Source organism: Planococcus chinensis, assembly GCF_020071995.1.
Classification (GTDB): Bacteria; Bacillota; Bacilli; order Bacillales_A; family Planococcaceae; genus Planococcus; species Planococcus chinensis_A.
Window position 1 is genome coordinate 87,270 of record NZ_JABWTK010000004.1, and the last position, 13,174, is coordinate 100,443.

Genomic DNA, 13,174 nt, shown 5'->3' on the forward strand with positions numbered 1-13,174 from the left:
GATGCAAACATCGGATTTCATACAAGAAATAGGATCAAAAATAAAGATTAAAAATATAGTTTGAAACAGCCATGGGACTGGTTTACTTTATCTATTAGGAGGTGTTTTATGGACAAAAAAGAAGTGAACTTGCTGTCGGAAATAGAAGCGCTGGAATGCTTATTAAACCGGCTGCCAGAGGAACATTCCCATCGGAAGTTTTTCGAAGTGGAGCTGTACCGGAGCAAAGCCGGAAAGTTGGGCGAAGCCCGAATGAAAAAGAAGTTTAAAGAGTTTTATTGTGAAGAAGAGCATCACATCATTTGGAATGTCAATTTAGCGATTGATGATTGGAGAGTGCAAATGGACGGGCTGCTGCTGACAGACCGCTGTGCTTTGATCATCGAATCGAAGAATATCAGCGGGAAGATTCATTTCGATGAAGCTACAGGTGAGTTTTACAGATTCAATGAAATTGAAGAAAAAACAGTGATGGAAGATCCGGTTATTCAATTAAAAAAGCATATGCGCTTTCTGGAAGCCTGGTTTAAGCTTCAGAAAATCAACATGCCGATTGACGGCCTCATAGTGTTTACCCCAAAACAATGCGAATTCATCTCAAAGCCAAAAGATAAGCATATTTGCAAAACTTATCAGATGGTAGAGTATCTGCATATCATTCTTCAAAACTTTCCTCAACGTACAGCCTCACATAGATTAATGAATATCAAGAGCGCGATTGCTGACAATCAAGTGCCTTACCAGCGGATTCCGCTGTGTGAACAATATCGGTTGGACCGGAGGGAGTTAAAGCCTGGCATATTATGTAGAGAATGTATGACATACTCCATCAGCCGGAAGAATAAATCTGGATGGATTTGCAGCTGCTGTAATAAAGCGGATCATACAGCATCGCAAGACGCTCTAAGGGAATATTTTTCTTTAGTTAGCTCGAAAGTGAACAACCAACAATATAGAGACTTTCTAAAAATCGATTCTCCATATACGGCTTCTAGGGAGCTTTCGCAATACGATTTAGAAACTCAAGGGACATATCGGAATCGCGTTTATCAAATAAAAAAGGACAAATTTTGACTTTCTACAAGTAAACTGTCTTTTATCGCAAGTAAGCAGGATTTGCTGCAAATAAGATTCAGTTTGCTGCAAGTAATTTTAAAATACTACAAGATAAGGACTATTTGCCGCAACTAAGAGTCTTTTTTCCGCTTTTCGCCCGCGAAAAGCATCCATTACCCGCCCTCCATCTCATATTTCAAACCTTCAAGCCCTCCATTCGCGGAGGGCTTTTAAAATGCCGGGACCGCATCCAGCGGTCCGATAAGTTCAAGTGATGTCAATAATACTTTACTTAATGTTAAGTATAGTGTACATTATGTTATATAAACCGAACATGGAGACGAGCAGAGGAGGTAGCGGATGCTGAAGAATCGGGTGAAGGAGCTGCGGGCGCGGTACGGGTTTACACAAAGCGATCTTGGGAAGCAAGTGGATGTTACGCGGCAGACGATTGCATTTATTGAAAAAGGAGAGTTTTCGCCGTCGATTACGCTGGCGTTGAAACTTGCGAACGCGCTTCAAACAAATGTCGATGAATTATTCTGGCTGGAAGGGGATGAAGGAGATGAAAAATGATTTTCGCTTGCAGTATCCGTTATGGATGATGGCATTTATTATTTTGCTCGGCGTTTTTGCATATGGCATTAGCTCACCGCTGACTGAAGTGGTCAATACGGAAACGGAGCAAAGCGTCACAGTAAGCATAGGAGGAGCACAAAGCCTCTTTGCGACGATTTCAATTCTGGTTTACTTGATTCTGCTTGCAGTTTTCGCTTTCCAACTTCGTAAGCACAATAAAAACAATCCGCATCAAAAAGTTTCTGCTTTTTCAATCCGTCCGCCTGAATATTTAGAGCAGGATGAAGGCATGACGTACATTACAAGAAAAGCGGCTCAAAAAGTGTATACTTTCATCACTTGGAGCCTGCCTTTATTAGCGGCTTTTGCCATCATCTTGCCGCTTCCGAAACTATTCGTCATTTGGGGCATCTTATTGGTTGCGCTTGGCCAATACTGGATTTATTACCGTGAAGTCAGAAGCCATTTAAAGGAGGAAACAGAATGATCTACGAATATTTTCTTGTTTTTCTAGGAGCCGCGATTCCGTGGTTTGAAATTGCATTGGTTATTCCGCTCGGCATCGTCTGGGGACTGTCGCCTTTTTGGGTCATGGTCACGGCGTTTGTCGGCAATATGCTGACGGTACTTGCATTAATCATCGGCTTTGACCGGTTCAAAGTCTGGTACCTCAAGCGGCAGGAAGCGAAAGGCAAGACGCAGAATAAAAAAAGCGAGCGTGCCAAAAAAATATGGAATAAATACGGTTTGCCGGGGCTTGCGATGCTCGGCCCGATCTTAATCGGAACGCACATTGCCGCTTTCATCGGCATGACGCTCGGAGCGACAAAGAAGAACACGACCATTTGGCTGACAATCAGCATCGCCGCTTGGACATTGACCTTCGGCATTCTGACGGCACTTGGCTTTGACTTTTTCACGAGAGAGATCTGAGCTGTGCTATACTTAAGCTATTCTGAAATAAAGGCGTGAACGAAACATGAAAAGAATCGAATCCACTCAAAACTCACTCGTCAAGCACTGGAAAAAGCTTGTCACTACCCGGAAAGAACGCGATAAGTTTGCGGAATTTCTGGTAGAAGGCTTTCATTTGACGGAAGAGGCAGTGAAAAAGAAAAGCTTGATCAAATCCTTGATTGTCCGCGAAGGCGTCGACATTCCGGGAGATTGGGACGTATCGGATGTACCGCAATACTCAGTAACGGCGCAAGTGGCAAAAGAGATTTCGGAAACGGAGCACTCGCAGGGGATTTTCGCCCACTGTGCGCAGCCGGAATTCACTGAAGAAGAGCAGCAGACATGGACGAAATTATTGTTGATTGATGCGGTTCAAGACCCCGGCAATATCGGAACAATGATCCGCACCGCTTTGGCGAGCGGCATGGACGCAGTCGTTCTTGGAAAAGGCTGTGCCGATCCTTACAACCCGAAAACGGTCCGGTCGGCGCAAGGATCGAATTTCCAGATTCCGGTTGTCAAAGGGGAATTGGCGGAATGGCTGCCAGCTTTAAAAGAGCGCAGCATCCCGGTGTTCGGCACCGCACTCCTCAATGCCACACCGGTCCATGAAGCCGAGAGCCGGGAACAATTCGCACTGCTTGTCGGCAACGAAGGCAGCGGCGTGGATCCGGTTTTATTGCAGCAGACGGACCAGAATTTGGTGGTGCCGCTTTACGGCGCCGCTGAATCCTTGAATGTGGCTGTTGCAACGGGCATCTTGCTATACAGCCTGGTGCCGAAAAACTAAGTTTGATTAAACTTACAGGATTTCGTATAATGAAAGAGTAAATAATGAAAAGCTGTGACCGGGAAGAGTACGTCGCGCGCATGCATAAAGGGAGTCTGCACCTTGACTGGGAGTGCGGATATGCAAAACGCCTCGGAAGTTCACCCCGCGAGCTGCCTGACGGGACCAGCATCCATGCTGTAAAGACAGGCCGGTGAAGAGCCGTTACGTAAATGAGTGATTGCGCCTTGTGCGCATTAACTAGGGTGGTACCGCGAATAATGCCTCGTCCCTTTTCTGGGACGGGGCTTTTTACTGTTTAAAGGAGGAGAAAAGATGGAAGCACAATTGCAGGAATTGAAAACAGAAGCGCTGGAGAAAATTTCAGCTTCAACAAACGTAAAAGAATTGAACGATGTCCGTGTGGCGTATTTAGGGAAAAAAGGGCCGATTACGGATTTATTGAAAGGCATGGGAAAACTCCCGGCTGAAGAACGCCCGAAAATGGGGGCTCTTGTCAACGTCATCCGCGAGGAAGTGACGGCGTCTCTTGAAGAGCGCATGGCGATCCTGGAAGAACAGGCAATCAATGAAAAACTGCAAAGCGAAACGATCGACATCACCTTGCCGGGCCGTCCTGTGAAAACGGGAAATTCGCATCCGTTGACGCGCGTCGTTGAAGAAATCGAAGATCTTTTCGTTTCGATGGGCTATGAAATTGCAGAAGGCCCGGAAGTGGAAAAAGACTACTACAACTTTGAAGCGCTTAACTTGCCAAAAGGGCATCCGGCACGCGATATGCAGGATACCTTCTATATAACAGACGAAATCTTGCTGCGTACGCATACGTCACCGGTGCAAGCACGCACGATGGAAATCAAAAAAGGCGAACCGATCAAAATCATTTGCCCGGGGAAAGTGTACCGCCGCGACAGCGATGATGCGACGCATTCGCATCAGTTCACGCAAATCGAAGGCTTGGTCATCGGCGAAGACATCCGCATGAGCGACCTTAAGGGGACGCTTCAAGTGTTCGCGAAGAAAATGTTCGGCGAAGACCGTGAAATCCGTCTGCGCCCAAGCTTCTTCCCGTTCACAGAGCCGTCCGTTGAAATGGACATCTCCTGCTTCAAATGCGGCGGGTCGGGCTGCAACGTCTGCAAGAAAACCGGCTGGCTGGAAATTTTGGGTGCCGGAATGGTTCACCCGAACGTACTGGAAATGGCAGGCTACGATTCAAAGCGCCTGACTGGATTCGCTTTCGGCATGGGGCCGGAGCGCATCGCGATGCTGAAATACGGCGTTGAAGACATCCGCCACTTCTATACGAACGACGTCCGCTTTTTATCCCAATTCCAACGCACTGAAGTTTAAGGAGGAAATAAAACATGTTAGTATCCATTAAATGGCTGAAAGATTATGTAGATACACAAGACTTGGCACCCGCTGATTTGGGTGAAAAAATCACGCGCTCCGGCATCGAAGTGGATGCGGTGATTGACCGTTCCCACGGCATGACAAATGTCGTTGTCGGCTACGTGGAATCATGCGTCAAACATCCGGAAGCGGATAAACTATCGATCTGCCAAGTGAACGTCGGCGAAGAAACAACGCAGATCATCTGCGGCGCGCCGAATATCGCAGCAGGCCAAAAAGTCATCGTGGCGCGTCCCGGCGCAAACTTGCCGGGTGGCATGAAAATCAAAAAGGCGAAACTTCGCGGCGAAGAATCAAACGGCATGATTTGCTCGCTCCAGGAACTGGGCATTGAAGGCAAACTCGTACCCAAAGCTTATGCAGAAGGCATTTATGTGTTGCCGGAAGATGCGGAAGTCGGAAGCGACGTTATTGCAAACTTCGATTTGGATGATACCGTGCTTGAACTTGGGCTTACGCCGAACCGCGCGGATGCCATGAGCATGCTCGGTGTGGCTTATGAAGTCGGCGCCATCCTTTCAGAGGACGTCAAATTGCCGGAATCAAATTACACGGAAGCGGCAGATTCTGCGGAATCGATGCTTTCGTTGAATGTCGATTCGCCGGAAGCGAATCCACTGTACGTTGCGAAAGTAATCCGCAACATCGAAGTGAAGGAATCCCCGATGTGGCTGCAGCAGCGCTTGATGGCTGCCGGCGTCCGTCCGCACAACAACGTGGTCGACGTGACAAACTATGTCTTGATGGAATACGGCCAGCCGCTTCATGCGTTTGACTACGATTCATTAAAAACAGGGAACATCACTGTCCGCCAGGCAAAAGAAGGCGAGAAAATCACGACGCTTGATGACACAGAACGCACTTTGTCTGCCCATAACCTGGTTATTACAAACGGAGAAGAACCTGTAGCGCTTGCAGGCGTGATGGGCGGAGCCAACTCGGAAGTCAGCGATTCGACAACGACAATCGTCATCGAATCCGCATACTTCGCATCAGGTTCGATTCGCCAAACGTCGAAAGACCATGGCCTTCGCAGCGATGCAAGTTCACGCTATGAAAAAGGCGTTGACCCGAACCGCGTCATCCCGGCTGCAGAACGTGCCGCAAGCTTGATTGCGGAACTTGCAGGCGGGGAAGTGCTGGCAGGATCGCTTGTTTTCGATCAGTTGGAACGCGAAGAAAAAATCGTTAAAGTGTCGCCGGACTTTATCAATACACGCCTCGGCATGAAGATTCCATTTGAAGATATGATGGAAATTCTCGGCCGTTTGAAATTCAACACAGATGCCATCAACGGCCAACTTGTCATTTCTGTTCCGACACGCCGCCAGGATATTCAAATAGAAGAAGATGTTGTGGAAGAAATCGCACGCCTATACGGCTACGATGAAATCCCGGCAACGCTTCCGGTAACAGAAGCGGCTCCGGGCGGCTTGACGCCGTACCAGGAAAAACGCCGTATTGTCCGCAGAGTGTTAGAAGGCGCTGGCCTTCTTCAGGCGACAACCTATTCACTGACATCTGAGAAATCAGCGACGCAATTCGCATTGACGGAAACGGAAACAACGAAATTGTTGATGCCGATGAGCGAAGAGCGCAGCACTTTGCGCCAAAGCTTGCTGCCGCATTTATTGGAATCGGTATCGTACAATACCGCAAGAAGAATGGATTCGGTCGCTTTGTATGAAACCGGCGCTGTGTTCCTGAAAGCGGACGATGAATTATTGAACGAAGAAGAGCATCTCGCAATCGCTATGACCGGCTTATGGCTCGACCACAGCTGGCAAGGTGAGAAGAAAGAAGTCGACTTCTTTGTGCTGAAAGGCATTGTCGAAGGATTGGCGGCTCGCCTAGGGGTTGAACTGGCATTCGAACGCGGCCAAATGGAAGATCTGCATCCGGGACGCACCGCTTTCATCATGTTGAACGGCAACCGGATCGGCGTGATTGGACAGCTTCACCCGAACGAGCAGAAAGCACGCGATTTGAAAAACACCGTTGTGATGGAACTTAACCTTTCGGCATTATTGGACGTTCAGCTGGAAGCACTTGTTTACACACCAGTGCCACGCTACCCGTCTATGTCGCGTGACGTTGCCTTGGTTCTTTCGAAAATCGTTGAAGCCGGCACAATCGAAGCGGTCATCCGCAACGCAGGCGGCAAACTATTGAAAGATGTACGCGTCTTTGACTTGTACGAAGGCGACAAGATGGAAGAAGGCGAAAAATCAGTGGCGTTTTCGTTGACGTACTTCGATCCGGAAAAAACTTTGACGGATGAAGAAGTGACGAATGCTCATGAGAAAGTTTTGAGTGCCTTAACAGAAGTAGGCGCAGAACTACGCAGTTAATCGAATAGGAAAATTGATATATAAAATTAAGCGGAATCTTTATGGTTCCGCTTTTTTATGTGGTTAAACAGGGTGGAAGTCTCTATTTTCTATATATAAGTAATTAAAAAGAACTAGTAAATTATTTTTCTTGTGATAAACTGGGAATAAAGGGATTTTAGTAGTAAAAATGGCACAAGTGATGTCCCGGTACAAAATTTCCAATCAAGAAGGAGGAGCACAGTGAAAAAATTAATGATAAATGAACAAGGATTAACACTGGTAGAAATTTTGGCCACTCTAGTTTTATTGGGAATTGTATTTGTTGGCATCATGGGTGTTTTTTCTCAAATGACATTATTTAATGACAAAACGTATACGAAGCTGGAAACGATGAATCTAGCGCGGCAGGAAATGAGTGAGATAAAAGGGGTGACTTTTACAGGTGCGCAGAATGAAATATTAAGTAAGTTAGAAACAGACCCTGCTAGTCTTTATGTTCGAAAAACCGCAAAGAATGAAGTGGATGCTGGAGGTAAAGCAATTCATTACCTGGAAAAAAATGAAGGTGATTACCGATATGAATTGCGTTTTTATGAAGATCCCAAATTCACCGGACAAACAGGCATTGAAAAATTATATCAAGTTCATTTAATAGTAAAGTCTGGTGATACGTTCAATAGCGAAACTTTTGGATATATTGAAGGCAGCTAAGAAGATAAACCTGCATAAAAAAGAAAACCTTCATAAATACGAAGTTGAATTTTGCTTTATTAATTTTTCTCTGAAGGAGGGCTGGATGCTATGAAAAAATTGAAAGAAGAGGAAGGGTACACTCTAGTCATTGCATTATTGATGATTGTGTTGTTCTTGAGTTTCTCAGCGGTATTTATTCAAGCTTCTATGAGCCATGCGAAACAGGAACAAACAGTCGATCAAGGAAATTTAGCTGTAACAGCTGCTGAAATGGGTGTAGAGAAATATTCAAAAGAAGCAGAAAATATTTTTGCCAAAGTTTATGCAGAGATAAATGCAAAAGCTTTGGTGAAGAAAGCAGAACTTGAAACAGAAGTGAAAAAGTATCCAAATCATCAGTCGATAAATACTGGCTGTCCTGTGGTACCAGGGCAAGCGATGCAGATTTGGATTAAATGTAATATTGATAAATATGACGAAGATTTAAGAAATGAATTCTTTACTAAGATGAGTACTGAACTCAACATTTTAAAAACGAATGCCAGTCAAATCAATATCAGCGATACGCTTACTCATAAATTAAAAGATCTTACGATTATGCCGATGAGCAGTACAGACAATTCGATTAAGTTAACAATTGATGTAGTTGGCGAAAAAAGTGATGTAGCACAAAATGCATCTACAACACCAACTGCACAAAGAACAAAAATTCTTTCTTCAGATCTTAGTTTTCCTGAAGTTCCATTTTTTAATGAGAATGCTATGTCTGAAGTGGAAGTAAAGTGGGGGCAGCCAATAACTGAAGTAACAAATTTCTTCCCGCAGTTAACCAGTATACCTTTAAGTGCATGTCCTGCAGCTTCAGCTATTACTAAGACCATGCCCCCATGCATATTTAGTGGAGTCATTACTGAAGATTATTTGAAAAAATTGCGAGAAGTGGGAGTAGACAGCTCTTTTTATATTAAAGTAGAACAATTCCCTAGCCAAATGAACAATTTTAATGCTTATAACATACCTATATTAGCTGATGGCGGGACTATTACTACAAATACTAATATTAACCAGTCTGATAATCTCACCTTGTATTATAAAGGCTTATTGGCTTTCCAAAATACCAATAAGCACACAAATAATAATTTTATCGTAGCAGAAATCATCACTTTTCAAAATAACCAAAATATCGTTAATAATACCATCATTAACGTAGGTAACAGTGCAAAAAGTACTTACACGGCTAGTAAAATCACCATTAATGATGGGTCAAAACTTTGCGTAAATCTTGATGGAATTACTCCTTCACCTAGTGACCTCTTTACTACTATCGATACGAGTAATGCTAATGGCCAAAGCAGCTCGGATATATCCGTTAAAGGAAGTGGGAAAATTTACTTATTCTCAAAAACAGTCATACCGACTGTAAATCCTAGTATAGCAAAAGTGGTTTACTTTAATGATGCTACAAAATTTCTTGAAAGTTGCGGCGTCTCTATAAACTATAATGTTGAAGGTAAAGAAAAATTCAGTTTGCCACTACTGATCTCCGAATTAGATTGGGATTTAGAAATGGACGTAGATTACCAACCATAATCAAAAGAACGGAATCCTTGGATTCCGTTCTTTTGATTCCCCCTAGTACTTAATCCTCAAAAAGCTTCACCATTAATTCTAGTAATATGTTAATATAAAATTATTCCAAAAATTACATAGTTAAACAAAAAAACCCGAGAAATACCCCGAGTTTCCGAACAGATCTTTATTTCATTTAGAACGCCGTTTAAAAGCTAAATCCTTCGCTTTCTTCGTGTTCGCAAAATGCACCTTAGTCACCGACTGCATAAACGCTTCACCGTGCTTCAGCAAAATCTTCGCCGCCGCTTCGTCAACAATTTTGCCAGCACCTTTCGGCAAAGTGACACCTGCTTTTCGGCTGAGCGCATCCATTTCTTCCAGGAAAGCGACGCGCGCAATGATCGAGGCGCAGGCGACGGACACGTGGAGGCCTTCCGCTTTTGTGGAAAACAGGACGTTTTCACGGATGATTTCCGCTTCGTCTTTAATGTGCTTATAGTAGATGCCGCGTTCGGCAAACTGGTCGATCAGGATGGCGTCGGGTTTTTCCGGCGCTATTTTGCGAAGGACATGCTTTAATGCCTGATTGTGCAGCAGCGCTTTGATTTTCCCTTGGGACCAGCCTTTGCTTTGGACTGCGTTGTATTTGTCATTTTTTAGGGTCAGCACACTATGGGCAAACGCTTCTTTCAAATCCGGTGCGATTTTCCGCATGTAGTCGTCGGTCAATTGCTTCGAGTCTTTCACTCCGAGTTCATGGGCGAGCGCGACTCCCTCAGCCGGCACGTAGCAGGCTGCCACTGTGATGGGACCGAAGAAATCACCGGTTCCGGTTTCGTCCGAGCCGAGGACGGATTTGTTCGCGAAATCCGGCGGCAGTGTGTCGCCTTTAGTGGATACGGTTTTGGCAGCAGAAGGGGAGGCGGAACCCCAGCGGGCTGCTTCGCGTTCAGCGCCGGCGCCTTGGAACATCACTTTGCCGGAATTGTAGACGGTTACGACGGTGTCGGTCAGTTTAGCGGTAAAACGGATGTAGGGAGCTTTCGCCGCAATCCGCTTGTTTTCGTAATGATTGATCACTTGGAGGAGACTTTCCTCTGGAAGTTGGAGCACAGTATTTGACATGGTGAGTCTCCTTTCTAATAATTCACATTCTGGTTCGGTTCATGTTATGATTATATATAGAATTTCTAAGGAGGGATGGCACATTGGCAGAGGATCACAAAATCCGCACTTCGGTAAAGATATATGGCTATACTTATAAAATCGTCGGCGCTGAGACTTCTGCACATATGGAATCAGTGGCATCGATTGTGGACAAGAAGATGCGTGAAATCCATGCGGTGGCCCCATCTCTCGACAGTTCAAAGCTCGCTGTACTGACAGCTGTAAATACGGTACATGATAATCTTAAACTGAAAGAGCGGGTAGAACAATTAGAAAATGAATTGAGAAAGTTGAAGGGTTGACGGACATGCTTGATATTATTTTATTGATTTTGCTGATTGGCGGCATCATTGTCGGCGCCAAAAGGGGCCTCGTGCTCCAGCTGATCCACATGGTAGGGTTTATTGTCGCACTCGTCGTTGCTTATCTTTACTACAAACCGCTGGCTGATTATTTCGTGCTGTGGGTACCTTACCCGGCTGTCAATGACGGATCACGGTTTACCATCGCCATCGAACAGCTTGATCTGGATCAGACTTTTTACCAGCTTTTCGCATTTGCGCTGATTTTCTTTGTAGTGAAATTTGGGCTGCAGCTGATTGCCACGATGTTCGATTTTCTCAAATATCTGCCGGTCCTTGGATTTGTCAGCAGAATATTAGGGGCGGTTTTAGGATTTATCGAAGTATACATACTCCTGTTCATTTTCATTTACGTGTTTGCGCTGCTTCCGATGGATGCGGTCCAAAACCAGCTCGAGAACTCAGGCATTGCGCAGTCGATGCTCGAACATACGCCTTATTTCTCTGAGAAAGTAAAAGAATGGTGGTATATTTATACGTAACCAAAAACTTCTCTCTTGCCGAGGGAAGTTTTTTTAAGTCAAAATTACTGGAGGGCTCTGGGATGAATAAAAAAATTATCATCAGAACACTTGAAAAAATTGCGCTGTATATGGAACTTAAAGGGGAAAACCCGTTCAAAGTATCGGCATTCCGCAAAGCGGCACAGGCGCTTGAACTCGACCAGCGCAGCCTGGACGAAATCGACGATGTGACGAAACTGAAAGGCATCGGCAAAGGGACAGGAGATGTCATTCTCGACTTGTTGGAGAACGGCAAATCGTCCGTGCTTGAAGAACTTCAGGAAGAAGTGCCAAAAGGGCTTGTGCCGTTGATGAAATTACAAGGCATGGGCGGCAAGAAAATCGCCAAGCTCTATAAAGAACTGGGCATTGATTCTGCTGAATCGTTGAAACAGGCGTGCCTCGACCACCAGATTCAAAAGTTGCCTGGCTTCGGGCCGAAATCCGAAGATAAGATTTTAAAGGAATTGATGGAATTCGATTCCAAACCGGGCCGCCACCCAATCTGGAAAACAGAAGAAGCTGTGGAGTTTATCAATGGGATTTTGTCAGGCATCAAAGAAGTCAGTGAATATTCGGTTGCGGGCAGCTACCGCCGGACAAAAGAAACGAGCAAAGACCTCGATTTCATCGTTGCTACTGCACAGCCGGCAGTCGTAAAAGAGCAGTTGCTCGACGCATTGCCGATCCAGGAAACGATCGCTTCCGGCGATACAAAAGTTTCTGTGACGGTGGAATTCCAGGATCCAATCGACATCGATTTCCGCCTTGTGGCCCCGGAAGAGTTTGTTACGGCGCTGCATCACTTTACAGGATCGAAAGACCATAACGTAAAAATGCGGCAGCTCGCGAAATCACAGAACAAGAAAATCAGTGAATACGGAGTCGAGCAGGAAGACGGAACCGTGGCGACATTTGCCTCAGAAACCGACTTTTATGCTCATTTTGGCTTGCCGTTCATTCCGCCGACTGTGCGGGAAGACGGCCGGGAACTGGATTTGTTGGATGATATTCCGTCGCTGGTCGACTTGGAAGACATCAAAGGCGATCTGCATATGCATACGACTTGGTCGGACGGCGCCCATTCGTTGACCGAAATGATTGATGCATGCCGTGCCCATAACTATAATTATATGGTCATCACGGACCATTCCGAGTATTTGAAAGTCGCGAACGGTTTAACGCCGGAGCGCTTACTGAAACAGAACGCGGAAATCCGTGAGCTGAACCAAAAATACGATGACATCGAAGTGCTGTCCGGCACCGAAATGGACATCCTGCCGGACGGCTCGCTCGATTTTGACGATAGCGTGCTCGAACAGCTTGATTTTGTCATCGCCAGCATCCACTCAAGTTTCCAGCAGCCGCAGGAACAAATCATGGAACGCCTGTTGACGGCGATGAAAAATCCGCATGTCGACATGATTGCCCATCCGACGGGCCGCATTGTCGGCCAGCGCGGCGGGTATGACCCGGATATGGAACAATTGCTTGACTGGGCAAAAGAATACGGCAAAATCGTGGAATTGAATGCCAGCCCGTACCGTTTGGACTTGGCAGTGGAACACCTGGAAATGGCGCAGGAAAAAGGGGTGCCGGTAGCCATTAATACGGACGCGCACGCCATCGAACAACTTGACGTTATGGCCATCGGCGTCCGCCATGCCCAAAAAGCCTGGTTGAAAAAAGACAATGTTGTCAACACCTGGCCATTGGAAAAATTGAAAGAATACCTGAAAAAATAGG

Annotated in this window: 13 protein-coding genes and 1 other annotated feature; of the genes, 12 read left to right on the top strand and 1 reads right to left on the bottom strand. The window is 45.6% G+C overall.

Annotated elements, in window-relative coordinates; all coding sequences use genetic code 11:
* The first annotated feature begins 108 nt into the window (after window positions 1–108).
* From HU147_RS08045 to HU147_RS08085, 9 genes are all read left to right on the top strand, one after another.
* Window positions 109–1,074: a nuclease-related domain-containing protein gene (locus tag HU147_RS08045; RefSeq protein WP_224075762.1), complete on the top strand. Its 966-nt coding sequence runs from the start codon at window positions 109–111 to the stop codon at window positions 1,072–1,074.
* A gap of 342 nt (window positions 1,075–1,416) precedes the next feature.
* Window positions 1,417–1,632, top strand: coding sequence for a helix-turn-helix transcriptional regulator (locus HU147_RS08050; RefSeq protein ID WP_224075763.1), 216 nt, complete (start codon window positions 1,417–1,419; stop codon window positions 1,630–1,632).
* On the top strand, window positions 1,622–2,122 hold the full coding sequence (locus tag HU147_RS08055) for a hypothetical protein (protein ID WP_224075764.1): 501 nt from the start codon (window positions 1,622–1,624) through the stop codon (window positions 2,120–2,122). Before HU147_RS08050 ends, HU147_RS08055 begins: the two co-directional genes overlap by 11 nt.
* Window positions 2,119–2,568 (top strand): small multi-drug export protein, encoded by a 450-nt coding sequence (locus HU147_RS08060; protein ID WP_224075765.1) that lies wholly within the window; start codon window positions 2,119–2,121, stop codon window positions 2,566–2,568. Before HU147_RS08055 ends, HU147_RS08060 begins: the two co-directional genes overlap by 4 nt.
* A gap of 46 nt (window positions 2,569–2,614) precedes the next feature.
* Window positions 2,615–3,382, top strand: coding sequence for a TrmH family RNA methyltransferase (locus tag HU147_RS08065; protein ID WP_224075766.1), 768 nt, complete (start codon window positions 2,615–2,617; stop codon window positions 3,380–3,382).
* Window positions 3,383–3,427: 45 nt separating this feature from the next.
* Window positions 3,428–3,658, top strand: a binding site (T-box leader).
* A gap of 39 nt (window positions 3,659–3,697) precedes the next feature.
* Window positions 3,698–4,735: a phenylalanine--tRNA ligase subunit alpha gene (gene pheS / locus HU147_RS08070; RefSeq protein WP_224075767.1), complete on the top strand. Its 1,038-nt coding sequence runs from the start codon at window positions 3,698–3,700 to the stop codon at window positions 4,733–4,735.
* Window positions 4,736–4,749: 14 nt separating this feature from the next.
* Window positions 4,750–7,149, top strand: coding sequence for a phenylalanine--tRNA ligase subunit beta (pheT, locus tag HU147_RS08075; RefSeq protein ID WP_224075768.1), 2,400 nt, complete (start codon window positions 4,750–4,752; stop codon window positions 7,147–7,149).
* Window positions 7,150–7,371: 222 nt separating this feature from the next.
* On the top strand, window positions 7,372–7,842 hold the full coding sequence (locus HU147_RS08080) for a type IV pilus modification PilV family protein (RefSeq protein WP_224075769.1): 471 nt from the start codon (window positions 7,372–7,374) through the stop codon (window positions 7,840–7,842).
* A gap of 90 nt (window positions 7,843–7,932) precedes the next feature.
* A complete protein-coding gene (locus HU147_RS08085; RefSeq protein WP_224075770.1) occupies window positions 7,933–9,414 on the top strand; it encodes a hypothetical protein in 1,482 nt (493 codons plus the stop codon).
* Between the two features lie 171 nt (window positions 9,415–9,585).
* On the opposite strand, the gene rnhC is transcribed toward HU147_RS08085, so the two are convergent.
* Window positions 9,586–10,521 (bottom strand): ribonuclease HIII, encoded by a 936-nt coding sequence (gene rnhC / locus HU147_RS08090; protein ID WP_224075771.1) that lies wholly within the window; start codon window positions 10,519–10,521, stop codon window positions 9,586–9,588.
* Window positions 10,522–10,604: 83 nt separating this feature from the next.
* Here rnhC and zapA point away from each other — a divergent pair, with 83 nt between their 5' ends.
* The 3 genes from zapA to polX all read left to right on the top strand — a co-directional run bounded on the left by zapA (window position 10,605) and on the right by polX (window position 13,173).
* Window positions 10,605–10,865, top strand: a complete 261-nt coding sequence (gene zapA / locus HU147_RS08095; protein ID WP_036806034.1) for a cell division protein ZapA — start codon at window positions 10,605–10,607, stop codon at window positions 10,863–10,865.
* Window positions 10,866–10,870: 5 nt separating this feature from the next.
* The gene (locus tag HU147_RS08100; protein ID WP_224075772.1) at window positions 10,871–11,407 is read left to right on the top strand and encodes a CvpA family protein; all 537 of its coding nucleotides are present in this window, start codon (window positions 10,871–10,873) and stop codon (window positions 11,405–11,407) included.
* Window positions 11,408–11,469: 62 nt separating this feature from the next.
* Window positions 11,470–13,173 (top strand): DNA polymerase/3'-5' exonuclease PolX, encoded by a 1,704-nt coding sequence (gene polX, locus HU147_RS08105; RefSeq protein WP_224075773.1) that lies wholly within the window; start codon window positions 11,470–11,472, stop codon window positions 13,171–13,173.
* Window position 13,174 lies beyond the last annotated feature (1 nt).

Coding starts and splice junctions, on each gene's coding strand:
- HU147_RS08045 (WP_224075762.1), top strand. CDS start 109: ATGGACAAAAAAGAAGTGAACTTGCTGTCGGAAATAGAAGCGCTGGAA.
- HU147_RS08050 (WP_224075763.1), top strand. CDS start 1,417: ATGCTGAAGAATCGGGTGAAGGAGCTGCGGGCGCGGTACGGGTTTACA.
- HU147_RS08055 (WP_224075764.1), top strand. CDS start 1,622: ATGAAAAATGATTTTCGCTTGCAGTATCCGTTATGGATGATGGCATTT.
- HU147_RS08060 (WP_224075765.1), top strand. CDS start 2,119: ATGATCTACGAATATTTTCTTGTTTTTCTAGGAGCCGCGATTCCGTGG.
- HU147_RS08065 (WP_224075766.1), top strand. CDS start 2,615: ATGAAAAGAATCGAATCCACTCAAAACTCACTCGTCAAGCACTGGAAA.
- pheS (WP_224075767.1), top strand. CDS start 3,698: ATGGAAGCACAATTGCAGGAATTGAAAACAGAAGCGCTGGAGAAAATT.
- pheT (WP_224075768.1), top strand. CDS start 4,750: ATGTTAGTATCCATTAAATGGCTGAAAGATTATGTAGATACACAAGAC.
- HU147_RS08085 (WP_224075770.1), top strand. CDS start 7,933: ATGAAAAAATTGAAAGAAGAGGAAGGGTACACTCTAGTCATTGCATTA.
- rnhC (WP_224075771.1), bottom strand. CDS start 10,521: ATGTCAAATACTGTGCTCCAACTTCCAGAGGAAAGTCTCCTCCAAGTG.
- HU147_RS08100 (WP_224075772.1), top strand. CDS start 10,871: ATGCTTGATATTATTTTATTGATTTTGCTGATTGGCGGCATCATTGTC.
- polX (WP_224075773.1), top strand. CDS start 11,470: ATGAATAAAAAAATTATCATCAGAACACTTGAAAAAATTGCGCTGTAT.